Origin of the sequence: Rhodococcus sp. WB9, assembly GCF_007558985.1 — a bacterium.
In the GTDB taxonomy this organism is placed as follows: Bacteria; Actinomycetota; Actinomycetes; order Mycobacteriales; family Mycobacteriaceae; genus Rhodococcus_F; species Rhodococcus_F opacus.
This window is the reverse complement of record NZ_CP041769.1, coordinates 7,468,265-7,488,422: the sequence shown is the minus strand read 5'-3', so window position 1 is coordinate 7,488,422 and position 20,158 is coordinate 7,468,265. Positions and strand designations below refer to the sequence as shown.

The window sequence follows — 20,158 nt, the reverse complement described above, 5'->3', positions numbered from 1 at the left end:
ATGAAAGCATTCGTGGTCGACCACTACGGCGAGGACGGACTCGAACTCGCCGACATCCCCACCCCGACACCGGGCCGCAACGACGTCCTCGTCGACATCCGCGCGGCGAGCATCAACCCACTGGACAAGATGGTGCGCAACGGCGAATTCAAACAACTCCTCAAGTACAAGCCGCCCTTCGTCCTGGGGCACGACCTCGCTGGAGTCGTGACCGCTGTCGGGGAAGACGTGCACGAGTTCGAAGTCGGCGACGAGATCTATTCACGGCCGAGGGACTTGCGGATCGGGACCTTCGCCGAGGCCATCGCTGTCGACGCCGCCGACGTTGCCCGCAAGCCCGACTCGCTGTCGTTCGAGCAGGCTGCCGCAGTACCGCTGGTGGCACTCGCCGCCTGGCAGGCACTCGTCGAGACCGCCGACCTTCAGCCCGGACAGAAGGTGCTGGTCCACGCGGGCGCCGGCGGTCTCGGATCGACGGTCATCCAGGTCGCCAAACACCTCGGAGCCTTTGTCGCCACCACCGCGCACACCAAAGACCTCGACAAGGTTCGGGCGTTGGGCGCCGACGAGGTCATCGACTACACCACACAGGACTTCACCCGGGAGCTCTCCGGCTACGACGTCGTCCTCGACTCGCTCGGCGTAGCCAACCTGCAGAAGTCACTGACCGTACTCGCCCGCGGCGGTATCGCGATCAGCGTCGTCGGACCACCCGACCCGGCCTTCGCCAAACAGCTAGGTCAGCCACTGCTCTCACCCGTCATGTACCTGATGAGCCGCAAGATTCGCGCCCAGGCCAAGAAGCTGGGTGCGCGCTACTCGTTCTTCTTCATGCGAGCCGACGGCAACCAGCTCGCTCATCTGGCCTCCCTCTACGACCAGCAGATCCTGCGCCCCGTGCTCGACCGGACGTTCCCATTCGCAGACACCCCCGAGGCGATGGCCTATGTCGAGCGCGGCAAAGCCAACGGCAAGATCGTGATCACACAATGATCCGCCATCTACCGAGCCCACAGCGCCAAGTGCCGGTGTCGCGCGTGCCCGCAGCCGCGAGTCCAATGACGCCGGGACTGCCCGGCTGCTACCGCCCCAGCGTGGTCACCGACACCCAACTCGCCTACGCCACCCAGCTGCGCGAGGGCGGCGCCACCATCGCCGAGATCACCGACAAGACCGGGCTGACCCGCTCGACCCTCTACCGGCATCCCCGACCAGCGGAGACGCTCACCGCCGACGCCGCCCCAGGCGAGGAGAAGCCCTCGCCGTCACCGGATCCGGCGGCGCTGCCCCTCCGACGACGGGATCGGCATGCCCGAACTGCGGGTATCAGCCCACCACGCGTCGGGATCTGGTCCCGCACCGTGCCGACCTCGCCACCGTCTGGCTGCACCTCGACGAACCCGGCGAGCCGCACGCGGCGCGGCACTGCGCCCGCTGTCAACCGCACGGCCACGTCCTGGTGATCAGCTGCTCGAGGTGCGGTGACGGCCCGCTGCTCACCGGCTCCTCCAGCGACGACCTACCCCCACCGGTCCTGGCGTGGCTCGAACGTCGCGAATGGACCACAACTCCAGAACTCGTCTGCGGCAACCACAACACGCGACGGCGACTCGATACCGAACTTCACAAACGTTGATGCTCACCAGCGGTGGCACCCAACGGTGAAGCGCGGGGACAACCGCAGCTCAGCGAGTGCGCCGGATCGTCCGCGGGGTGCCGAGTCCGATACCTGCCGATCTATGCCGAGAGGCGGGTGATCTTGGCGAGGGTGTCGCCTAGCTTGTCGGCCGCGAGGTCGAGCTCGTAGCGGTCCTGGATGTTGAGCCAGAACTGGGCGCTGTTGCCGAACGCCTGGGCCAGCCGCAGTGCGGTGTCTGCGGTGATCGATCGCTTTCCGAGCACGATCTCGTTGATCCGCCGGGGCGGCACACCGATGATCGTGGCGAGGCGGTTCTGCGTGATGCCGAAAGGCTCGAGGAAGTCCTCGCGGAGGATCTCGCCGGGGTGAATGGGGCTCAGGTCTGTAGTCATTGTCGGTGTTCCTTTCCTTGGTGGGAGGTGTCGGTTCCGGGTGGTCAGTGGTAGTCGGTGATCTCCACGTCGTATGCGGCGGTGGCGCGCCAGATGAAACAGATGCGGTATTGATCTTTGATCCGGACGCTGTACTGGCCCATCCGGCCCCCGGAGAGCTTCTCCAGGCGGTTGCCTGGGGGCACCCGCAGGTCGTTGACGTCGGTGGCCGCCTCGATCAACAACAGACGCCGACGCGCGATCCGCTGAATGTCCTGCGGGAGCTTCTTCGAGAACTGCCGGCGAAAGACTCGCTCGGTCTCCTTGTCGGCGAACGATTCGATCACCTCGCCACTATAACGCACTGCGTTAATAACGCATAACGTTAATAACGCACAACGTTAACCGGTTCGAGTCTCCCGGCGTGCCCCATGCCGCAGTCACCCGTGGTCTTGTTCTCCAGTCGCGCTATGGAATTCACGTTATATTGCCACGGCATTTCTACCTAGAGGCTGACCGGAGGAGATGACGGTGCCAAACCCAGAGGCTACGAACCGACTCGCCGGACTCGACGCGGTTCTGTGGGCAATCAACAACCGGCATGAGTTGGACGACCTCACTCTTGCCTCTGCGAACGTAGACGAACTCCTCGCCGAGTTACAACGCCTCCACGGGTTCACCGACGAACAATGCAAACTGATCGCCACATCATCTGCGCGAGTTCTGACCCGGCAATACCGGGACCGGATTGCAGCGGAGCGCGAGGAAGTGCTGAAAGACCTGAACGACTGAAAGGCACGGTGCAGGACCCGGGCGACGACAACGTCGTGCCCGCCTCTGTGCCGGCCCCGACTCGAGTGTGCACCGCACGAAGGCCGAGACCAATCAGTGCGGCGGCCGCCGCATCTCTACGGACTGCGGGTTGCCGCGTCGGTTGGCGGCCGAATCGGGATGCCGTATTGCTTCGCGATCTGACTCATCCGCGGCACGCTGCGTCCCACCTCGTGTCCGAGTTCCCGCAGGGTTCGCCGCTGGGTGACGTTGTCGCGCGCTACCGCGACCGTCACCACGTCTCGGGTGCGAAGTCCGACGCCGGTGACGCCAAGCTGCTCGAGGATCTGGTGCGCACGGACCGACACAATCATCGCCCGATCGCCGGCGACTTCGGTCCCCTATCCACGGAGGGGACTGCGAAGCGCACCTGGGTTGCTGACGCGAAATCGAACTACATCGAACTCAAGTGTGAAGTGATACCGAAGTTGTCCGGTAGTTGTCCAACGCGCTGCTTGCTGAGTGGCGGGTCGGCGTGACAATGATTTTGTCCAACTACCGCGGACCATGGCCCCGCGAAAACCGTGGAATGTCGAGCACGAGTTGCTTTCATATGTCGATCGTAATAGTATGATCATAAGGCTTTCTCCTTATAAAGCGGCGCATCGGTTTCATGACAGGAGGGGGGCAGTGTCGAGGTACGACAAGACACACAAGGACGAGACACGGCGCCGGATAATCGACAGTGCGGGGCGCCGATTGAAGCGTGACGGTATCGACGGTTCGGGCGTCGCGACTTTGATGTCGGACGCGGGGCTGACCAACGGCGCGTTCTACTCCCACTTCGACTCCAAGAACGACCTCGTGGCCAATGTTCTGCAAGACCAGCTGAGAACTCAAGCCGCCAGGGTGACGGCGCTCCCGTCTGGGAGGGATGCGCTCGAGGAATTTATCCGCAGCTACCTTTCGCGAGATCACCGCGACCACCCGGAGAGTGGTTGTCCGTCGGGAGCACTGCTCGACGAGATAGGTCGCCTGGACAGACAAGGTCGGGATTCCTATACCGAGGGCGTGCAATCGATCATCGACGCAGTGGCATTGCGCCTGTCACAGGAGAGTCCTTCGTCGGCTCGGAGCAGGGCAATCGGGTTGTTCACGTTGCTTGTCGGCAACCTGCAACTGGCCCGCGCTGTCACAGATCCGAGTATGTCCGATGGCGTGCTCGAAGCAGGAATCAGGAATGCGCTTGACCTCCTCAGCCTCGAAAGTCTTTAGGGCTGTAAGAGAGTACGTAGGCGGGACCGTACGCGGGTTTGAGCTTTCGGTGTCGCAATGTCTTCAGAAGCTACACCACGACCCACAGGGAGAAACGATGACACGAACCGCCCATGCCCGACGCCGCAGAGGGCTGCAGTGGACGCTGGCGTTCCTTGCGGCAGCGCCGATGATCAGCGGTGCACGCGAAGTTCTATGGGGAGCGCGCGGCGTGCCAGGTGGCTCGCCGGACATCTCGTCGACCGTGGACGGTGAATTGCGCTACGCCAATGTGTTCAAGATTGCGGTCGGGCCGGTCATCTTGTCGCAACTGAGTCTGGTCGAGCGCTCGCCGATCGTGGACGTAGCCCTCGGCACCGTGTTCCTCGGGGGATTGGCCAGGTTGCTGTCGTGGCAGCAGCGTGGACGGCCCCATCCCAGTTCGCTGGTCGCCCTAGGGCTAGAGACCGCGGTTGCCCCCGCCCTCATCGCCTGGCGGAGAAGCCTTTCGGTGCAAGAGGCGTGACCTCGGCGGATACCGCCGACCACGATCCTGTCAATTTCGTACAGCAGACATCCCATGTCAAACACGTTGCCGGCACCCACTTCCCATCATTGATCGAACGGTGATGACCGAGAAGGCAGCTACCTCCAATTCTCGAAGGGAATCACCTGATGTGTGTCGACGAGAGGAACGGTTCATGAAGGCGTTCGTTGCCGATCGCGACGAGAAGGACGGAACGTTGCGGGCAGCAGAGATGCCTGAACCGCAGCTGAGGGACCGAGATGTATTGGTGGCCGTTCACGCGGCCGGCGTAACCTTCTCGACTCCAGATCCACAATGGCGACTTCAAGCTCGTCGTCAAATATGGTTTCCGCTGATTTTGGGAAACGATGTTGCCGCCCGAACGACTCACAGCAACATCCGATTCGGTCAATGCCGCACCCGAATACGATGCCCTGCAGCAGCACCTCTCAGTCAACGTGACAGTGCCCGCAACACCTCGTTGATCTGCTCCGGACAAGTACCCTCGGACGCCGCGCAGCAGGCGGCGCTGGACCACCGCCCTCACCACCATCGGCCTCTGAGTCGACGCCCGATCGCTTTTGCGAATGCTCGGCAGCATTGCTGAATCGGACAAGGCGTGGTGTGTCTCTGATTGAGCTGATCTTTTCCACTAAGGGCCACTAAGGGGCAACTCGTTACGCCAGTCACGTGTCAATGGCCAAGTAGAAGTGGATATGGCGCACTTTTTGTGAAGGTGTTGGGCGTGTCGTCACGGTGCGCTGACCTGCGGCGGGTGAGGATCGTCGGCGTGTGATTTCGAGAGTGCGCGGGCGTTGTTGCCCCACCTGGTTGGTGTCGTTGTCGCGGGGGTTCGTCGGGTCGGTTCCACGATCCGCATCGCCGCAGAGCCGACGGGCGACCGGGGTTGGTGTCCGCGCTGTGATGGTGAGTCCGCTCGCGTGCATTCCCGGTACCGCCGGCAGCTGGCCGACACCGCGATCGGTGGACATCCGGTCATGATCGACCTTCGGGTGCGTCGATTCTTCTGCGACACCATTGATTGCACGGCAAAGACTTTCGCCGAACAGGTACCGGATCTGACCCGCGCATGGTCGCGACGCACGCCCGTCCTCGGCGCGATGGTCACAGCGATCGGATTGGCCGTGGCCGGGCGGGCCGGGCCAGGCTGGCGACTCGCCACGGGGTCGCCGTCGGCCGGGACACCCTGCTGCGGGCCGTCCGCGCCATGGGCGATCCGGAGATCGGCGAGGTCAGCGTCCTGGGCATCGACGACTTCGCGATCCGCCGCGGCCACGTGTACGGCACCCTCGGAAAGCCCGGAGTTCAGCCAAACTGAAGGATTCTCGGCGCGAACTCGAGAACATGTTGGACTCGGAACCAATAATAGTGGTGGGTTCGCGGTCAACTGTGGAGATCGTGGTGTTCTGCAGGAGTCTCGAGGAGGTGCCGGGCCGCGGCAGCATAGCGGATCGCGGTGCCCGGGCTGATGCCGAAGACTGCGGCGAGGTGGAGTGGATCCGGTCCGTGTGTGAGTGATTCTTCGAGTTGACGATCGACGTGCAGCCGATCGAGGGTGGCAGTGAGCCCCCAGAAGGCCCGGGTGATCCACACTCTGCCGACCGGGCAAGTGCGTACCGCGGTTACGCGGTTGACCAACAGGTGGGGGTTGGCGGTGTTGGGCCAGTGGGTGCGTCGGTAGCTCAGCCACTGGGTCAGTGCTCGGTAGGTGAGGTCGTCCAATGGTCGGGATCGGCCGGCGATGGTCAGCCGACGGTCACCGAGGTCGACGTCGGCGAGCAGCAACTCGCCGATGTCCTTGGATCGGGCGGCGTGGATGGCGGCCAGCGCGACGGCGAGACGGGTCGCGGGTGTGGTGGCCGCACCCGTCGCCTCGGTGATCTCGTTGTCTTCCAGTGGAAGTATGGCGCGGTAGTTGTTCGGCCCGACGCGAATGCGCGTAGTCGGGTCGCGGAAGACGACACCTCTCTTCCGGCAGTGTCCGAAGAGCGACCGCAGAACGCTGAGCGTGTGGCGACGTTCGTTGCCCTGCAGGGTATTCGCGATGGAGAGGATGTCGTCACGGGTAACTTCCCGCAGGTGGTGGTAGTGATGCGACCAGCCGAGCAGGATGGGCCGGATCCGGTTGAGGTAGCCCCACACGGTGTTCGGGTCGCGGGGACGCGTGCGGGGCCCACCGTCGTGGAGTGCGCGGATCCAGTCCTCGACGTCGCGCCGGATGCCGGGGGTGATGCCGTCGAGTTTGCCCGCGAGCCACGCCTCGAACGCCGGTGCCCGGTCGTCGTCGAGCAGCCCGAGCTGGTCGAGGATCTCCGCGACCCGGCCGCGATGACGGACCGTGGAAATTAGCTCGGAGTAGCGGATCTTCTCATCGCTGGTATGGCCGGACAGCAGGACGACCAGTGCCTGGTCGACGCTTGTGATGAGTGCGTGTGACCACCCGTGGGCCTCGCCGAAGTCCCGGGTGACGCGACGGCCGCGTATGAGGGTGGGATTGGTCAGGTCTGCGTCCCGCCGGCGGTCGAAACGGCTGTAGTCGCGGCGAATATCGAGCGGGAGAAGGAGTTGAACCCCGGCCCGTGTGGGATCTCGGCGCTCGGGACCCATGGGTGTGGGGCGCCGTCCTCGCGTGCCGCCCTTGCCCAGTCGTGCTCGTCCGGGGATGCGGTAGTGGTCGCGGTGCATGCGGGCGAGGAACAGCTGCTGACTGCGCACCCGACGCAGAAACGGTTCGGAGACTGCGGTTTTCCCGGCGGATTTGGCGTCGGCGAGCGCCTGCAGCCGGCATAAGCGGCAGTAACCTTCCTTGATCGGGACCGTCCGATGGCAGGCTGCGCAGCGGCCCGATGGATGTAGGTTGCGGAAGGTGTAGCAGGCTCGGCAACAGTAGCCGGGCAGCACGCCCCAGGCGAAGCACTCGACGCAACTGGCCGCCGGCTTGCCCGGTGAGGTCCCGCCCATCAGACCGGCGGCAGCGAGCGACCGTCCCTGCGCTTGGGGACCACCGCGGGCCCGCCGGATGAGGCCGCAGCGGGCGGACCCTCGTGCGTGTGGTCGACCGGGCGGGTGACCTTATCGGGCTCGGGGATGAGTAGTTCGCCGACCTCGCAGCCGAGGACGGCGCAGATGACGTCGAGGTCGGCGAGTTTGATGCTGGCCAACGAGTCGGTCGACCACATGCCCGACATCTTCCCTGCGCTGATGGTCAGCCCGTGGTCGGCGAGCATTCGCTGCAGCTCGCTGGCCTTCCAGATGCCCCGGTTCGCGGCGGCCAGCCGCAGGTTCCACTTCATGACAGCAGTCCTCCCAGCCGTCGCTCGGCACGCTGTTGGCCGGCGATCCACGCGTCCTCGATGTGGGTGCGGTGCACGTGGACATAGTGCATTGTGGTCGCGATCCAGACGTGTGTGATATGCGGGTAATCCTGTGCGATCTCAATGACTCGACGAGGATCGCGTGTAGGCCTGATTGCCGTCCCCCACCGGAGGAGCCCGCATGACGTTCGTGCCCAGCCTGGTCCGCTCGATGCACGGTTCGGAGGTTCGAGCGCTCACCCTTGGGCATCCCCTGCTCGATGACTACCTCGCATTTGTTGGCGCCCGGGCCAGGTTGAACACCTGGCTCGCCACTGCCTACGACCTGAAGGTGTTCTTCACCGTCGTAGCCAAGGAACCGGCGCAGGTCACCGCGCCGGACGTGTTCGCGTTCCTCGAGCAGCAGCGGGCCCCGCGCCTCGGGGAGCGGGTGGTCCGGCTCGAGGACGGCGAGAGCGGCCTCGCCGCACGCACGATCGCCCGCCGGTTATCCACTGTCTCAGGTCTTTTCGCATATCTGACAGCCCGTGGCGATGTCGGGGTGGTGCGCAACCCGGTCCCGCGTGGCCTGTCCAGTCGACAGCCGGGGCGCCGTGGCCGTGGTGGGGTGCCGCTGGTGCGGACCCCGCGGACGTTGCCACGGGTGCTCGGCCCGGACGAGGTGGACGCGATGCTGACGGCGTTGCGGACCCGGCGCGACACCGCGATGGTGCAGGCGATGCTGCTCGGCGGTCTGCGTCGCTCCGAGGTACTCGGGCTGCGACTCGGTGACATCAACGCCGGCGAACGCCGGCTGTTCATCGCCGACGGCAAAGGCGGCCGTCAGCGGATCGTACCCGTCTCGTCGCGCGTTTTCGCCGCCCTGGGCGACTATCTGAACGACGAACGGCCACGCATCTCGACGACCGACCGAGTGTTCGTCGTGCTCAAGGGACCGCACCGCGGCGGCCCGCTCTCCGCGGCAGGACTCGACGAGATCCTCGCCGGCGCCCGGAAGCGGGCCGGTCTGACCCGGCTGACCTGCCACCAGCTGCGGCACACCTGCTTCACCCGACTGCGGGAGGCCGGGATGGCGCTGGAGGCGATCCAAGCCCAGGCGGGACACGCCTCGATCGAGTCAACCCGCATCTATCTGCACCTGGCCAACGACTGGCTGGCCGGCGAATACCTGCGCGCGGCGGCTTCGATTGACAGCCAGTCGAATCCGACGGACATGGGAGTGATCGAATGACCCGCTCGCCGCGCCGTGTCGAGGTCGAGGAGCTGGTTGCCGCCTACCGCGCCGATCTCCTCGCCGCCGGCATGTTCGCCGAGCATCCGGTCACCTCACCGGCCCGGTCGTTCCTGTCCCGGGTGGGCGTCGACGGTTGGTCCGCGCTTTCGCTCGCCGAGCAGTGCGCCACCTCACTCAAGGACCGCCGCGTGGTGGGCTGGCTGATGGTCACCGGCCGCCTGAAGCCGACCGCCGACTATCTGGTGCTGGGACGCCCATACCTCGGTGAAGTTGCTGCGCGCCACCATAACTCGTTCCACCGGAGGTTCACCGAAACCGCCTCCGAGCTCGGCTTCGACCGGCGCGCCACGGTGCTGCAGTGGTCGGCGGTGACGAAGGTGGCGGTTCTGATCGGGGTGGCGCAGGATCGGCTGAGCAAGGCCGACCTCGAGGCCGGCCGGGAGCAGATGATCGCTGCGATCCGCCGGCACCGGCCCGACGCGCACGGCGTTCGGGCGCTGACCACCGCCCTGTTCGGCGCCGAGGCCACCCTGTTCCACGCCGGTGTGATCGACGTGCCGCCGCGCAAGACGCACCCGAACCAGGCCGCGGCCCGCGCCGCTACCTGGGCCGCAGCACCGCCCCGGCTGGCCGCGACGTTGCTGGGTTACGTCGAGCAGATGCGACTGTCGTTGCGCCCGGGCACCATCGTCGGTGTCGAGGGGGTGCTGCGGGGGTTCGCCGCGTGGTTGACCCGCGAGGCGCCCGAAGTGGGCTGCGTCGCCGATCTGCGTCGCCGCCATATCGAGAGCTACAAGCTGCACCTGGCCGTTCGTCCGTCGGCCCGCGGTGGCCGGCTGTCCAAGACCGCTTTCGCCGAACACGTTGGTGCCCTGCGTACCTGCTTCGAACGCCTCACCGAGTGGGACGGCGAAGACGTCCCCACCGGAGTACTCGTGTTTGCCGGGGATCTGCCCCGCCGCGACGAGCCGCTGCCCCGTTTCCTCGACGACGGCAGGGCGGCCAAGCTGCTGCAGGCCGCCCGCGCCGACCCCGATCCGTTCACCCGGCTCGCCATCGAGTTCCTGGCTCGTACCGGGCTGCGCAAGGGCGAGTTCCTCGACCTCACCGTCGACGCTGTCGTGCAGATCGGCTCCGCATACTGGTTGCACGTGCCCGTCGGGAAACTGCGCACCGATCGATACATTCCGTTGCACCCGCAGCTGAAAGAGATGCTCGACGACTGGCTAGATAAGCGCCCGGCCGGTCTGCGCAGCGACTATCTGTTCCTCGAACGTGGCCGCCGGATCACCAAGAATCGGGTGGACCGGGCGCTCGCGGCGGTCGCCGCGGCGGCGGGGATCGGGCACGTCACTCCCCACCAACTACGACATACCCTGGCCACCCAGGCCATCAACCGGGGCATGTCACTCGAGGCGATCGCCGCCCTACTCGGACATCGCTCTATGCGAATGACCATGGTGTATGCCAGAATTGCCGACCGCACTGTTGCCGACGAGTACTTCGCCGTCTCGGAGAAGGTCGAAGCGCTCTACGATGCACCCCGCGAATTGCCCGCCGACGACGAGGGCGCCGAGATGCGCAAGCTTCGTGCCGAGATGCACCGGCGGATGCTCGGCAACGGCTACTGCGCCCGACCCGTGGGTCTCGACTGCCACTTCGAATCCATCTGTGAATCCTGCACATTCTTCCAGACCACCATCGAGTTCCGACCCACCCTGCAGGCACAACGCGACGACGCCGCGGGCAAGGGCCAACTCGGCCGACAGAAGGTCTTCGACGGACTGCTCACCCGACTCGACCAGTCCGCCTCCTGACATGGTCACCTTGACAGGATCACCCACATAATGGCCAAGGGCCTGTTGGATCGCGATCAGGTCCATGCCGCCAAGGTAGAGCTGGCTGGCGCAGAAGTGCCGCAGCACATGCGGGGTGAGCCTGTCCGGCCAGTCCGGCAGGTGCCGGACCGCTGCCTCCGCCAAGGCGGAACGCAGCGTCTCACTGCTGATCCGTGTCGCAGAGCTGTCGATGTTCTTCCGTTCGGACGGAAACAACGGCACGCCGGGCCGATCGTGATCATCGCCGAAATGTCCCCAGACGTCCTCGACGAACCAGCGCAGGGTCCGCCCGGCGTCGTTGATGAGCGGCACCATGCGCTCTCGTGGCCCGCTGCCCCGGGACCCCTTCCCGTTGCGGACATGGAGTTTGCCGAAACGGCCGAGCTCCCACTTGATGTCGGCCAAGTCAAGGCTGCGGGTCTCGTTGATGCGGATCCCCACGTCGGCCATCAATCGGGCGGCGGCGAAGTTGCGTGCCGTCGGCGCGAACTTCCGGCAGGTGACCAGTTCCTGCCGCCAGCCCGCGAACAACCGATCGACCTGCTCGGCGCTGGGTGGAATCCGCAACGATGCCCGTTGTTGACCGCGCGGTCGGTTGATCTCGTCGATCGGGCACTCGGCGACGCGGCCGGTCAGGGCGTGGATCTCAACCTTGTGGCGCAGCTCCAGGAAACAGAAGTATGTCTTGAGGGCCTGCGCACGGGCCAGTCGCGTGTTCTTCGCCGCCTGCCGCAACGCCTTGCCGAAGTACCCGTCCGCATCAGCAGGCTCCATCTCCCACAAGGGGCGTCCGAGCCATGCTCGCAGCTGTTCCAGGTTTGCCACGTCGGCGCGGATCGTGCTGTCCGCCAGCCCGGCTGCCGCTCGAGCTAGCACGAACCCGGACAGCACGTCGGTCTCGAACTCAGTGATCTCCTCGGGACTCGCCAGTGTCCGCCGCTCGCGCAGGTCCCGCACCACCGAAAGCCCCATCCGAGCCTCCTCGTCTTCACGCTGATAACGGAAGAATCGAATAAGACGATAGCTCCTCAGAAATCCTGAAAACTGTTCAACACGCCCGACATCACGAAAATGATCAGGAATCCGCTGGTCTGCGGACAGGGCAGGTTCGACGGTGGCGGGGAACTCCAGGGTTATTTCTTATGCTGGACATGGTCACGAGCAGGCCGATCGATCTGCTCGCCGACCGCACCTCTGACACCGTTGCCGACTGGCTAAAGGAGCATCCGGGTACCGAGGTGGTGTGCCGTGACCGCGCCGGCGCCTATGCCGAAGGCATCCGGATCGGTGCGCCCGACGCCGTCCAGGTGGCCGACCGCTGGCGCCTGTGGCTTGGGCCTGGCCGAGGCGGTGGAGAAGACCGTCACCCGTCGCCGCGCCGACCTGCGTCTGCCCGCCGAGGACGCCGAGAATGTCGACGTCGTTAACGTCGACGTTGTCACCGCCGGGTCGACGAGGTCCTCCACGCTGAGAGCGAGCCGATCGACGGCCGGCTCGTCACTCGAACCCGCGAGCGGCATGCAGCTGTCCGGCAGCTGATCTCCCAGGGCATGTCGATTTCCGCGATCGGGCGGAAGCTCTCCCTCGACCGCAGGACGGTACGGCGGTTCGCCCGCGCCACGGAGGTCGAGGAGCTGCTGACCAAGGCGGAATCCCGCTCCAGCCTGCTCGACGAGTTTGGGGCCCCACCTCCACGAACGCTTCAATGCCGGGGGCACCGATGCCGCCCGACTCACTCGCGAGATCGTGGAGTTGGGTTACCGCGGCATCGACAAGACCGTCCGCCGTTACCTGCAGCCGTTGCGGGGAGCTGGCAATCCGCTTCCATCAGGACCCGCGGCTCCCTCGGTCCGGCAGGCGACCGGCTGGCTGACCCGCCACCCGGATCGGCGCACCGATGACGAACGCGCACAACTCGGCGCACTGCTGGAACGCAGTCCCGCCCTGGCCACCACCCGAGATCTGGTCCACGACTTCGCCGAGATCATGACCGAACGTCGCGGGTGCGACCTCGGCGCCTGGATGACGGCCGTTGACACCAGCGGAGATCGGGCATTGCGGTCCTTCGTCACAGGTCTACGCCGAGACCTCGATGCCGTCACCGCCGGGCTGACGTTGCCCTACAGCTCCGGCGGTTGAAGGACATATCAACCGCATCAAAATGTTCAAACGCCAGATGGACGGACGCGCAAACCTCGACCTGCTCCGCAAACGCGTCCTCCACGCCGTATAGCCAAGTCCCACAGAGGAATCACGAAGAATGCGCCAGATCCCTTTCTCATGGCCACGGACAAAACGCCCCAGGCGGCACGAAAGCTCACCCGAGCTGCGCGCCCCAGCCTCGTTCCACCTCGTCGAAACAGGAACGGCCCACCTTCTTCTTCTCTGCCGTCCCACGATCTGCAGCATGTTGGCGGCCACACCCCCCCGAGGAAGTATCGGCGTCGGTCACGCACCGGCCGGGGTTCTGGACCCAACCCACTGCTGCACCTGATCCGACGTCAGGAGGAAAGGAGTGCTCCGGCGTTCTCCAGCCCCGCCGAGAGAACCTGCCCTGCGGCCTGCTCGTCGGTCATCGCCCGCGCCAGTTGCATGCTCGAGATGAGAACAGTCATCAGCCCCAATGCTCGTGTCCTGGCCAGAGCGGGATCTAGTGACCAATCCCTGGTCAGCCGGTGCGCGACCTCATCCACGATCACGGCCACGCCGAGCTGATAGGCCGCACTGACTTCTCCCCCCTGCCGCGCGATCTCGTCGAGCAGTGCAGCAGAGGGACACCCGTTGGCGACGTCCTGGCGGTGCTCCGGCGACAGGTACCAGCCGACGTAGGCGGTGAGCGCTTCACGGCCCTCGGGGAGCTGAGCAATCGTCGAGGCCTGCGCTCCGAGCTGGTCGCGAACAACAGCAGCGATGAGATCGTCCTTCGAGACGAAATGCGCGTAGAAGGCACCGTTCGTCAGTCCCGCATCGGCCATCAACGCAGTGATGCCGGCGCCATCTATCCCATCTCGCTTGAGGCGACGACCAGCCGTCTCGATGATGCGCCGTCGCGTCGCTTCCTTGTGATCACTGGCGTATCTGGCCATCAGAGCGTCCCTTCCTCATTCACCTCTTGATTGTATGACGACCATCATATTATGATCGTACTTCAATTACCGTCTGGAGTGACCATGACCAATCCCACAGCGACCCTGAGCGACCCACTCGACCTTCCCTGCGGCCTCCGCCTGCCGAACCGCATCGCCAAAGCGGCGATGAGTGAGGCGCTCGCGGGCAGCGACAACGCCCCGAACGAGCAGTTGGCACGCCTCTACCGCCGCTGGGGACGGGGAGGCTACGGACTGCTCATCACCGGCAATGTGGCGGTGGATCGCACGCAGCTCGGGGAGCCCGGCAATGTCGTCATCGAGGACGACCGCGACCACGATGCCCTGGCCTCGTGGGCCAAGGCCGCCCACGACGGCGGCACACCCATCTTCGCTCAGTTGAATCATCCCGGCCGTCAGGCCAACCCGCTCAACCTCGGCCACACCCCCGTCGCTCCCAGCGCTGTCGCGTTGGCGATGCCCGGCGCAGCGACACCGCGCGCACTGAGCGCCGCCGAGATCGAGGACATCGTTGATCGATTCGCCCGCGCTGCGACCGTATGTGAGGCGGCCGGATTCGACGGCGTTCAGATCCATGCGGCTCACGGCTACCTCGTCACCCAGTTCCTCTCTCCCCTGGCGAACCTGCGCACCGACGCATGGGGCGGCGACCCCGAACGACGCAGGCGATTCCTGCTCGAGATCGTCCGACGCACCCGCACGGCAGTCAGCCCGGGGTTCGCCGTGAGCGTCAAACTCAACTCGGCTGACTTCCAGAAGGGTGGCTTCACCGAGGCCGAGTCACGCGACGTCGTTGCCGCCCTCGTTGACGAAGGTGTCGACCTCATCGAGATCAGCGGCGGCAACTACGAGTCCCCCGCCATGTCGGGCTCCGTAGCGGCGAGCACACGCGCTCGCGAGGCGTACTTCCTCGAGTACGCGGCCTCCGTCAAGGACGTGGCAGGCGACGTGCCGATCGCTGTCACCGGAGGCTTCCGCACCCACGCGGGCATGGAAAGGGCCGTGACGAGCGGCGAGTGCGACCTCGTGGGCATCGCGCGCCCTTCGGCCACCAACCCCGAGGCGGCTGCCGACATCTTCGCCGACGAAGAGGCCGAGTTGACGACACACGAAATCAGCTACGGGCTTCGCCCGCTCCTGGGTCGTGTCGCCGACCTCAAGCAGCTCGACGGACTTCTCAACATCAGCTGGAACACCGACCAACTGCACCGGCTGAGCCGCGGCGAGGAGCCAGACCTCGAGCGCGGCCCGATCAGGACCACCGCCGCGATGGTGCACCGCAACGGACGCGTCGCTTTCGGCAAGCGTCGGAGCCTGTGATGAGGTTCCTGTCCAGCCCCAAAACCTACGACCTCAGCGGCAAGACCGTCCTGATCACCGGCGGTAACGGCGGGATCGGAAGCGCGACGGCCGATGAATTGCTCCGCAGGGGTGCGCGGGTCACCATTGCCGATCTCGCGCCAGAGACCCCTGGACGCGCATCGCGACTGCACGCCACCGACGCACTCGGGGTGGTTGCCGACGTACGCCGACGCGACGCGCTCGCGGCCGCGGTCGCGGCGACGGTTGACCGCTTCGGCCGCCTCGACGTGGTGATCGCCAACGCCGGTCTCCTGCCGAAGGCAGCAACGCTTCGAACGACACCAGAATCCGACGTAGACAATGCCTTGGCCGTCAACGTCTCGGGCGTGGTCAATACCGTCGACGCCGCCCTGGAACAGGTGCTGGCCCACCAAGGCCAAATAGTCCTGATCTCGTCGGTGTTCGCCTTCGTCAACGGCATGGGCACCATCCCCTACGCTATGAGCAAGGCAGCAGTCGAGCAGCTCGGCCGCGGTCTTCGCATCGAACTCACCGACGCCGGCGCCTCCGTCCTGACCGCCTACTTCTCCCTGGTCGACACCGACATGATCAAGCACGGCGTCGACGAGGACCAAGTGGTCCTCGACCTCCTCGGAGCACTCCCGCGGCAGATGATGAAACGAGTCACACCGAACTCGGCAGCCATCGCTATCGCCGACGGGCTCGAACGCCGCGCACCCCGCGTCGTCCACCCCTCACGGTGGGCCGTCATCTCAGCCGCACGCGGCGTGATCGGTCCAATTCTCGACAAGAAGCTGACCTCCGACCGCACCGTACTCGACACCCTCACCCACTTGGATCAACGCGGCCCACAACCCCAGACCTCCACACCCACCACTTCGCGAAAGAAGATGTCATGACCACCTGGAAAGACGTGCCGACCAGCAACATCGACGTGGACGGGGTGCGTTATGTCTACCGCGAACTCGGAGCAGACTCCGAAGTGCCGGTGGTCTTCCTGCACCACTTCACCGCGACCCTCGACGACTGGGATCCCCGCGTCATCGACGGCATCGCAGCCCAGCACCGCGTGATCGCCTTCGACAACAGGGGCGTCGGCGGAACCGGCTCCAAGGTGCCCGCCGACCTCGAGCAGATGGGTGCCGACGCCATCGCGTTCATCCGCGCTCTTGGCCACGAGAAGGTCGACCTCTTCGGCTTCTCCGTGGGCGGCGCCGTAGCTCAGATGATCGCCCTCCAGGCACCCCACCTCGTACGTCGCATGGTCATAGCCGGATCCGGACCACGCGGCGGCGGCGGAATATGGAAGATGCCGTTCATCGTCGGCGGCGCCTACGCCAAGGCGGCACTGGCACGCAAGGACGCACGCCACTTCCTCTTCTTCCCCCGCACCCCCGAGGGCAAAAAGGCCGCCAACGCCTACTTCGACCGCCTCGCAGAGCGCACCACCGACCGCGACAAGCCGATCTCGAACCAGGCCCGCCTCGCGCAACTGCGCGCCATCACCACCGGCGGACTGCACGCACCAGACGACCTCTCGAAGATCACGGCACCGACCTTCGTCGCCAACGGCGACAACGACCTCATGGTCGCCAGCGAACACTCCAAGGATTTGGCCAAACGCCTGCCCAACTCCACGATCACGATCTACCCAAACTCGGGCCACGGCGGCGTGTTCCAGCACCACGAGACCTTCGTCCCCGAAGTCCTGAAGTTCCTCGCCGACTCCGAAATTGGGTGACCACCGCGGGTGAGGACAGGAGTCGGTGAAACTATCACTGGGGACTTCGGTGGATCTAGCTCTGGCATATGAATCTAGTTTCCAGTTGGGGTGATTCGGCCTTCGAATGTGATAGCAAACGTATTGAGGGCTGGTTTCCACCTCGTCACCCATCGCGCTCGTCCCCTGCCGGTCGGGTCCACCGCACGGGTGGCGAGGTAGAGGCATTTGAGTGCGGCGTGGTCGCCAAATTATGAAATGCGTGTATCTGGCCATCATGAGCCTCGCCCCCGAAGGCACCGCCCACCAGCGCTGGTCCAACCGCGGGAAGGCAGCACTGGACGCCCTCGAGATCACCTTCGACGGACGCCTGTCCACCGGGCGAAAGTAGCTAGAAATCAACTGGTCGAACGCGAAGACCACGAACTATTCGTGACTGGGCGCGGACCGGGCTCGAGGTGGCGGGTCGGGCGCCGGATATCTGCAGATATCACTCGTGCGTGCAAGGAAGCTGAAACCACATACAAAGGAGAACATCGTGAGCACCAACAACGACGCCGTCGTAACGTCCTACGCGAAGGCCCCGGCCCGCACCGTCACTGCCGGCGGTATCACTTACGCGTACCGTGAGCTGGGACCGACGGGCGGGATCCCCGTTATCTTTTTCGTGCACCTCGCCGCGACCCTCGACAACTGGGACCCCCGAATCATCGACCCCATCGCGAAGGACCACCACGTCATCGCGTTCGACAACCGCGGCGTCGGCGGCTCTACCGGCGCTGTTCCCGACAGCATCGAAATGATGGCCGCCGATGCCGTGACGTTCATCAAGGCACTCGGATTCGCCAAGGTTGACATCTTTTCGTTCTCACTCGGTGCGATGGTCGCCCAAGCCCTCGTCCTCAAACACCCCGAACTCGTCCGCAAGCTCATCCTCACCGGCACCGGTCCTGCCGGTGGGAAAGACATCGACAAGGTCGCTCGAACGACCTACTACGACATGCTGCGCGCCACGCTCACTCGGTCCGATCCGAAAGAGTTTTTGTTCTTCAACCGCAACGCCGCCGGCAAACGCGCCGCGCGCGCGTTCGTCGAACGCCTCGAGGAGCGCACCGTCGATCGCGACGCCCCGATCAAGATCAAGGCCTTCCAGACGCAGCTGAAGGCGATCAAGAAGTGGGGCCGCTCCACGCCGACCGACTTGTCGAGGATCACCCAGCCCACCCTGATCGCCAACGGCGACAACGACCGGATGGTGCCCTCAACCCTCTCCGAGGACCTCCACAGGCGAATCAAGGGATCAGAACTGGTCATTTACCCCGATTCCGGGCACGGCGGGATCTTTCAATTCCACGACGAGTTCGTCCCCGTCGCCGTCGAGTTCCTCGCCCGCTGATATGCGCTTCGAGAAACGGAGAGGTGTGAAAGCAGTGTGCTGGAGCACCATCGGCGTGTCCGCCTGGGCCGTCAGGTGGCGATCGCCGAACTCACGCATCGTGGCCACGATCGGGCCGAGCGAGCGGCCCAGGGCGGTGAGGTGATATTCGAACCGAGGCGGCCGCTGCTCGTACTGCACTCGTGTGACCAGTCCCTCCGACTCGAGCTTGCGCAGCCGCGCGGTGAGGGTGTCGCGCGGGGCGCCGGTGTAGCGCGCGATCTCGTCGAACCGGTGGTTACCGAGCAGCATCTCCCGCACTACGAGCAAGGTCCATTTCGCTCCCACCAGTTCCAGCGTGCGGGCGACGGAACAAGGGCGCACCTGCGATGACATGCACCAAGCCTAGCAAGTTGGAAATCACAACTGAGTAAGTTTGATTATCAAACTCACTGCGTTATGGTGACGTCAATCGGCCCATCGGAAGGGATCACAGCATGAACACGGCACTCATCATCGATGCTGTCCGCACCCCCCTCGCCAAGGGCAAGCCCGGCGGCGCCTACTCCGAGATCCACCCAGTCGAACTCCATGCCGCACCGCTGCGCGCGCTGGTCGAGCGCACCGGAATCGACCCGGCAGCCGTAGACGACGTCATCAGCGGCGTGGTCGCCCAGATCGGCGAGCAGTCCCCTAACGCCGCCCGCTGGGCGCTGCTCGCTGCCGGATACCCCGAGTCCGTCCCCGGCGTGACGGTCGATCGCCAGTGCGGCTCGAGTCAGCAGGCGCTGCACTTCGCAACTCAAGGCGTGCTCGCGGGAGCGTACGGGGTCGCGATCGCCTCTGGAGTGGAGTGGATGTCGCGCATCCCGATCGGCTCGCAGTTCCAGGGCAAGGACTTCGCCGGCCCCTCGGTCGCCGACCGCTATGCCCCGGGACTGATCCCCCAGGGCGTCTCGGCCGAGCTGATTGCCGCCAAATGGGGCTTTTCGCGCGCCCAACTCGATGAGTTCGCCGCGATGTCCCACCATCGCGCGGCGAAGCCGTGGACGGATGGACTGTTCGACGGCGAAGTCGTGAAGATCACCGACCTTGCCTCCGACGAGACGATCCGCCCCACCACCACGACCGAGACCTTGGCCGGCCTGCGGCTCGCGTTCCAGGGCGCTCACTGGAGTGAGCGGTTCCCCGAGATCGATTGGAAGGTCACCGCGGGGAACAGCTCCCCGGTCAACGATGGCGCGGCCGCGGTACTCGTGACGTCGAAAGAGGCCGCTGCACGGCACGGGTTGCGGCCCCGCGCTCGGGTGCATTCGTTCGCCGTCGCCGGTGACGATCCCATCTTCATGCTCACCGGGATCGTCCCGGCGACTCAGAAGGTGCTCGCACGGGCCGGACTCAGCATCGACGACATCGATGCGTTCGAGGTCAACGAGGCGTTTGCTTCGGTGGTGCTGGCCTGGCAGGCCCAGACCGGGGCGCCCCTCGACAAGGTCAACGTCAACGGAGGGGCGATCGCGATCGGACACCCGCTCGGCGGTTCCGGTGCGCGGCTGACCACGACTCTACTCAGCGTGCTCGAGCAGCGCGGTGGGCGTTTCGGCCTGCAGGTGATGTGCGAGGCCGGTGGCCTGGCCAACGCGACGATCATCGAGAGGGTCTGAG

22 protein-coding genes and 2 pseudogenes are annotated in these 20,158 nt (G+C 65.3%); 15 read left to right on the top strand and 9 right to left on the bottom strand.

The features are described 5' to 3' along the window. Complete coding sequence (locus tag FND50_RS34995) at nt 1-993, top strand: NADP-dependent oxidoreductase (protein WP_144288796.1); 993 nt, start codon at nt 1-3, stop codon at nt 991-993. A 65-nt stretch (nt 994-1,058) separates the two neighbouring features. Continuing rightward, a complete protein-coding gene (locus FND50_RS34990; RefSeq protein ID WP_313905301.1) occupies nt 1,059-1,463 on the top strand; it encodes a helix-turn-helix domain-containing protein in 405 nt (134 codons plus the stop codon). 274 nt (nt 1,464-1,737) lie between these two features. On the opposite strand, the gene FND50_RS34985 is transcribed toward FND50_RS34990, so the two are convergent. Further along, nucleotides 1,738-2,031 (bottom strand): HigA family addiction module antitoxin, encoded by a 294-nt coding sequence (locus tag FND50_RS34985; protein ID WP_012690288.1) that lies wholly within the window; start codon nt 2,029-2,031, stop codon nt 1,738-1,740. A gap of 44 nt (nt 2,032-2,075) precedes the next feature. Next, nucleotides 2,076-2,357, bottom strand: a complete 282-nt coding sequence (locus FND50_RS34980) for a type II toxin-antitoxin system RelE/ParE family toxin (RefSeq protein ID WP_144288795.1) — start codon at nt 2,355-2,357, stop codon at nt 2,076-2,078. A gap of 178 nt (nt 2,358-2,535) precedes the next feature. Here FND50_RS34980 and FND50_RS34975 point away from each other — a divergent pair, with 178 nt between their 5' ends. Further along, nucleotides 2,536-2,802 carry a hypothetical protein gene (locus tag FND50_RS34975; protein ID WP_144288794.1) on the top strand — a complete coding sequence of 89 codons (267 nt, stop codon included), beginning with the start codon at nt 2,536-2,538 and terminating at the stop codon, nt 2,800-2,802. A gap of 116 nt (nt 2,803-2,918) precedes the next feature. On the opposite strand, the gene FND50_RS37680 is transcribed toward FND50_RS34975, so the two are convergent. Next, on the bottom strand, nt 2,919-3,155 hold the full coding sequence (locus tag FND50_RS37680) for a hypothetical protein (protein ID WP_186301205.1): 237 nt from the start codon (nt 3,153-3,155) through the stop codon (nt 2,919-2,921). 316 nt (nt 3,156-3,471) lie between these two features. On the opposite strand from FND50_RS37680, the gene FND50_RS34965 reads away from it, so the two are divergent. Together FND50_RS34965 and FND50_RS34960 are read left to right on the top strand one after the other, a co-directional pair. Further along, nucleotides 3,472-4,056: a TetR/AcrR family transcriptional regulator gene (locus FND50_RS34965; RefSeq protein ID WP_144288793.1), complete on the top strand. Its 585-nt coding sequence runs from the start codon at nt 3,472-3,474 to the stop codon at nt 4,054-4,056. A gap of 97 nt (nt 4,057-4,153) precedes the next feature. Next, nucleotides 4,154-4,561: a DUF4345 domain-containing protein gene (locus tag FND50_RS34960; RefSeq protein ID WP_144288792.1), complete on the top strand. Its 408-nt coding sequence runs from the start codon at nt 4,154-4,156 to the stop codon at nt 4,559-4,561. 1,404 nt (nt 4,562-5,965) lie between these two features. Here the strand turns inward: FND50_RS34960 and FND50_RS37450 are convergent. After that, the gene (locus tag FND50_RS37450) at nt 5,966-7,297 is read right to left on the bottom strand and encodes a hypothetical protein (RefSeq protein ID WP_260850836.1); all 1,332 of its coding nucleotides are present in this window, start codon (nt 7,295-7,297) and stop codon (nt 5,966-5,968) included. A 245-nt stretch (nt 7,298-7,542) separates the two neighbouring features. Beyond that, nucleotides 7,543-7,875 (bottom strand): helix-turn-helix transcriptional regulator, encoded by a 333-nt coding sequence (locus FND50_RS34940; RefSeq protein WP_144288791.1) that lies wholly within the window; start codon nt 7,873-7,875, stop codon nt 7,543-7,545. A gap of 202 nt (nt 7,876-8,077) precedes the next feature. On the opposite strand from FND50_RS34940, the gene FND50_RS34930 reads away from it, so the two are divergent. Together FND50_RS34930 and FND50_RS34925 are read left to right on the top strand one after the other, a co-directional pair. Next, nucleotides 8,078-9,127 (top strand): tyrosine-type recombinase/integrase, encoded by a 1,050-nt coding sequence (locus FND50_RS34930; RefSeq protein WP_144288790.1) that lies wholly within the window; start codon nt 8,078-8,080, stop codon nt 9,125-9,127. Then, nucleotides 9,124-10,947, top strand: coding sequence for a tyrosine-type recombinase/integrase (locus tag FND50_RS34925; protein WP_144288789.1), 1,824 nt, complete (start codon nt 9,124-9,126; stop codon nt 10,945-10,947). Before FND50_RS34930 ends, FND50_RS34925 begins: the two co-directional genes overlap by 4 nt. A gap of 30 nt (nt 10,948-10,977) precedes the next feature. Here the strand turns inward: FND50_RS34925 and FND50_RS34920 are convergent. Next, a pseudogene (locus tag FND50_RS34920) lies at nt 10,978-11,940 on the bottom strand (tyrosine-type recombinase/integrase); the annotation flags it as partial. A gap of 360 nt (nt 11,941-12,300) precedes the next feature. On the opposite strand from FND50_RS34920, the gene FND50_RS36430 reads away from it, so the two are divergent. Together FND50_RS36430 and FND50_RS34910 are read left to right on the top strand one after the other, a co-directional pair. After that, the gene (locus tag FND50_RS36430; protein WP_186301364.1) at nt 12,301-12,507 is read left to right on the top strand and encodes a hypothetical protein; all 207 of its coding nucleotides are present in this window, start codon (nt 12,301-12,303) and stop codon (nt 12,505-12,507) included. A 207-nt stretch (nt 12,508-12,714) separates the two neighbouring features. Beyond that, a complete protein-coding gene (locus FND50_RS34910; protein WP_186301204.1) occupies nt 12,715-13,107 on the top strand; it encodes a transposase in 393 nt (130 codons plus the stop codon). 362 nt (nt 13,108-13,469) lie between these two features. Here the strand turns inward: FND50_RS34910 and FND50_RS34905 are convergent, their stop codons facing one another. Next, a complete protein-coding gene (locus FND50_RS34905; protein WP_144288786.1) occupies nt 13,470-14,054 on the bottom strand; it encodes a TetR/AcrR family transcriptional regulator in 585 nt (194 codons plus the stop codon). Nucleotides 14,055-14,138: 84 nt separating this feature from the next. On the opposite strand from FND50_RS34905, the gene FND50_RS34900 reads away from it, so the two are divergent. The 3 genes from FND50_RS34900 to FND50_RS34890 are packed head-to-tail and all read left to right on the top strand — an operon-like array spanning nt 14,139 to nt 17,139. After that, the gene (locus FND50_RS34900; protein WP_144288785.1) at nt 14,139-15,395 is read left to right on the top strand and encodes an NADH:flavin oxidoreductase/NADH oxidase family protein; all 1,257 of its coding nucleotides are present in this window, start codon (nt 14,139-14,141) and stop codon (nt 15,393-15,395) included. Beyond that, a complete protein-coding gene (locus FND50_RS34895) occupies nt 15,395-16,297 on the top strand; it encodes an SDR family NAD(P)-dependent oxidoreductase (RefSeq protein WP_144288784.1) in 903 nt (300 codons plus the stop codon). The genes FND50_RS34900 and FND50_RS34895 overlap by 1 nt, the downstream gene beginning before the upstream one ends. Further along, the gene (locus FND50_RS34890) at nt 16,294-17,139 is read left to right on the top strand and encodes an alpha/beta fold hydrolase (RefSeq protein WP_144288783.1); all 846 of its coding nucleotides are present in this window, start codon (nt 16,294-16,296) and stop codon (nt 17,137-17,139) included. Before FND50_RS34895 ends, FND50_RS34890 begins: the two co-directional genes overlap by 4 nt. Before the next feature lie 74 nt (nt 17,140-17,213). Here the strand turns inward: FND50_RS34890 and FND50_RS34885 are convergent. After that, nucleotides 17,214-17,363, bottom strand: a pseudogene (locus FND50_RS34885) (IS256 family transposase); the annotation flags it as partial. Between the two features lie 17 nt (nt 17,364-17,380). Between FND50_RS34885 and FND50_RS34880 the strand changes: the two are divergent. Continuing rightward, complete coding sequence (locus FND50_RS34880) at nt 17,381-17,509, top strand: hypothetical protein (protein WP_260850835.1); 129 nt, start codon at nt 17,381-17,383, stop codon at nt 17,507-17,509. A gap of 147 nt (nt 17,510-17,656) precedes the next feature. Beyond that, a complete protein-coding gene (locus tag FND50_RS34875; RefSeq protein WP_144288782.1) occupies nt 17,657-18,514 on the top strand; it encodes an alpha/beta fold hydrolase in 858 nt (285 codons plus the stop codon). Here FND50_RS34875 and FND50_RS34870 read toward each other — a convergent pair. Then, nucleotides 18,419-18,889 carry a helix-turn-helix domain-containing protein gene (locus FND50_RS34870; RefSeq protein ID WP_144288781.1) on the bottom strand — a complete coding sequence of 157 codons (471 nt, stop codon included), beginning with the start codon at nt 18,887-18,889 and terminating at the stop codon, nt 18,419-18,421. The two genes, FND50_RS34875 and FND50_RS34870, sit on opposite strands and share 96 nt — an antisense overlap. A gap of 101 nt (nt 18,890-18,990) precedes the next feature. Here FND50_RS34870 and FND50_RS34865 point away from each other — a divergent pair, with 101 nt between their 5' ends. Further along, complete coding sequence (locus FND50_RS34865) at nt 18,991-20,157, top strand: thiolase family protein (protein ID WP_144288780.1); 1,167 nt, start codon at nt 18,991-18,993, stop codon at nt 20,155-20,157. Nucleotide 20,158: the final 1 nt, after the last annotated feature.

What these genes read in the sequence shown, in the direction of transcription:
- FND50_RS34995 (WP_144288796.1), top strand. Translation starts at nt 1, where the DNA reads ATGAAAGCATTCGTGGTCGACCACTACGGCGAGGACGGACTCGAACTC.
- FND50_RS34990 (WP_313905301.1), top strand. Translation starts at nt 1,059, where the DNA reads ATGACGCCGGGACTGCCCGGCTGCTACCGCCCCAGCGTGGTCACCGAC.
- FND50_RS34985 (WP_012690288.1), bottom strand. Translation starts at nt 2,031, where the DNA reads ATGACTACAGACCTGAGCCCCATTCACCCCGGCGAGATCCTCCGCGAG.
- FND50_RS34975 (WP_144288794.1), top strand. Translation starts at nt 2,536, where the DNA reads ATGACGGTGCCAAACCCAGAGGCTACGAACCGACTCGCCGGACTCGAC.
- FND50_RS37680 (WP_186301205.1), bottom strand. Translation starts at nt 3,155, where the DNA reads ATGATTGTGTCGGTCCGTGCGCACCAGATCCTCGAGCAGCTTGGCGTC.
- FND50_RS34960 (WP_144288792.1), top strand. Translation starts at nt 4,154, where the DNA reads ATGACACGAACCGCCCATGCCCGACGCCGCAGAGGGCTGCAGTGGACG.
- FND50_RS34940 (WP_144288791.1), bottom strand. Translation starts at nt 7,875, where the DNA reads ATGAAGTGGAACCTGCGGCTGGCCGCCGCGAACCGGGGCATCTGGAAG.
- FND50_RS34930 (WP_144288790.1), top strand. Translation starts at nt 8,078, where the DNA reads ATGACGTTCGTGCCCAGCCTGGTCCGCTCGATGCACGGTTCGGAGGTT.
- FND50_RS34925 (WP_144288789.1), top strand. Translation starts at nt 9,124, where the DNA reads ATGACCCGCTCGCCGCGCCGTGTCGAGGTCGAGGAGCTGGTTGCCGCC.
- FND50_RS34905 (WP_144288786.1), bottom strand. Translation starts at nt 14,054, where the DNA reads ATGGCCAGATACGCCAGTGATCACAAGGAAGCGACGCGACGGCGCATC.
- FND50_RS34900 (WP_144288785.1), top strand. Translation starts at nt 14,139, where the DNA reads ATGACCAATCCCACAGCGACCCTGAGCGACCCACTCGACCTTCCCTGC.
- FND50_RS34895 (WP_144288784.1), top strand. Translation starts at nt 15,395, where the DNA reads ATGAGGTTCCTGTCCAGCCCCAAAACCTACGACCTCAGCGGCAAGACC.
- FND50_RS34890 (WP_144288783.1), top strand. Translation starts at nt 16,294, where the DNA reads ATGACCACCTGGAAAGACGTGCCGACCAGCAACATCGACGTGGACGGG.
- FND50_RS34870 (WP_144288781.1), bottom strand. Translation starts at nt 18,889, where the DNA reads ATGTCATCGCAGGTGCGCCCTTGTTCCGTCGCCCGCACGCTGGAACTG.
- FND50_RS34865 (WP_144288780.1), top strand. Translation starts at nt 18,991, where the DNA reads ATGAACACGGCACTCATCATCGATGCTGTCCGCACCCCCCTCGCCAAG.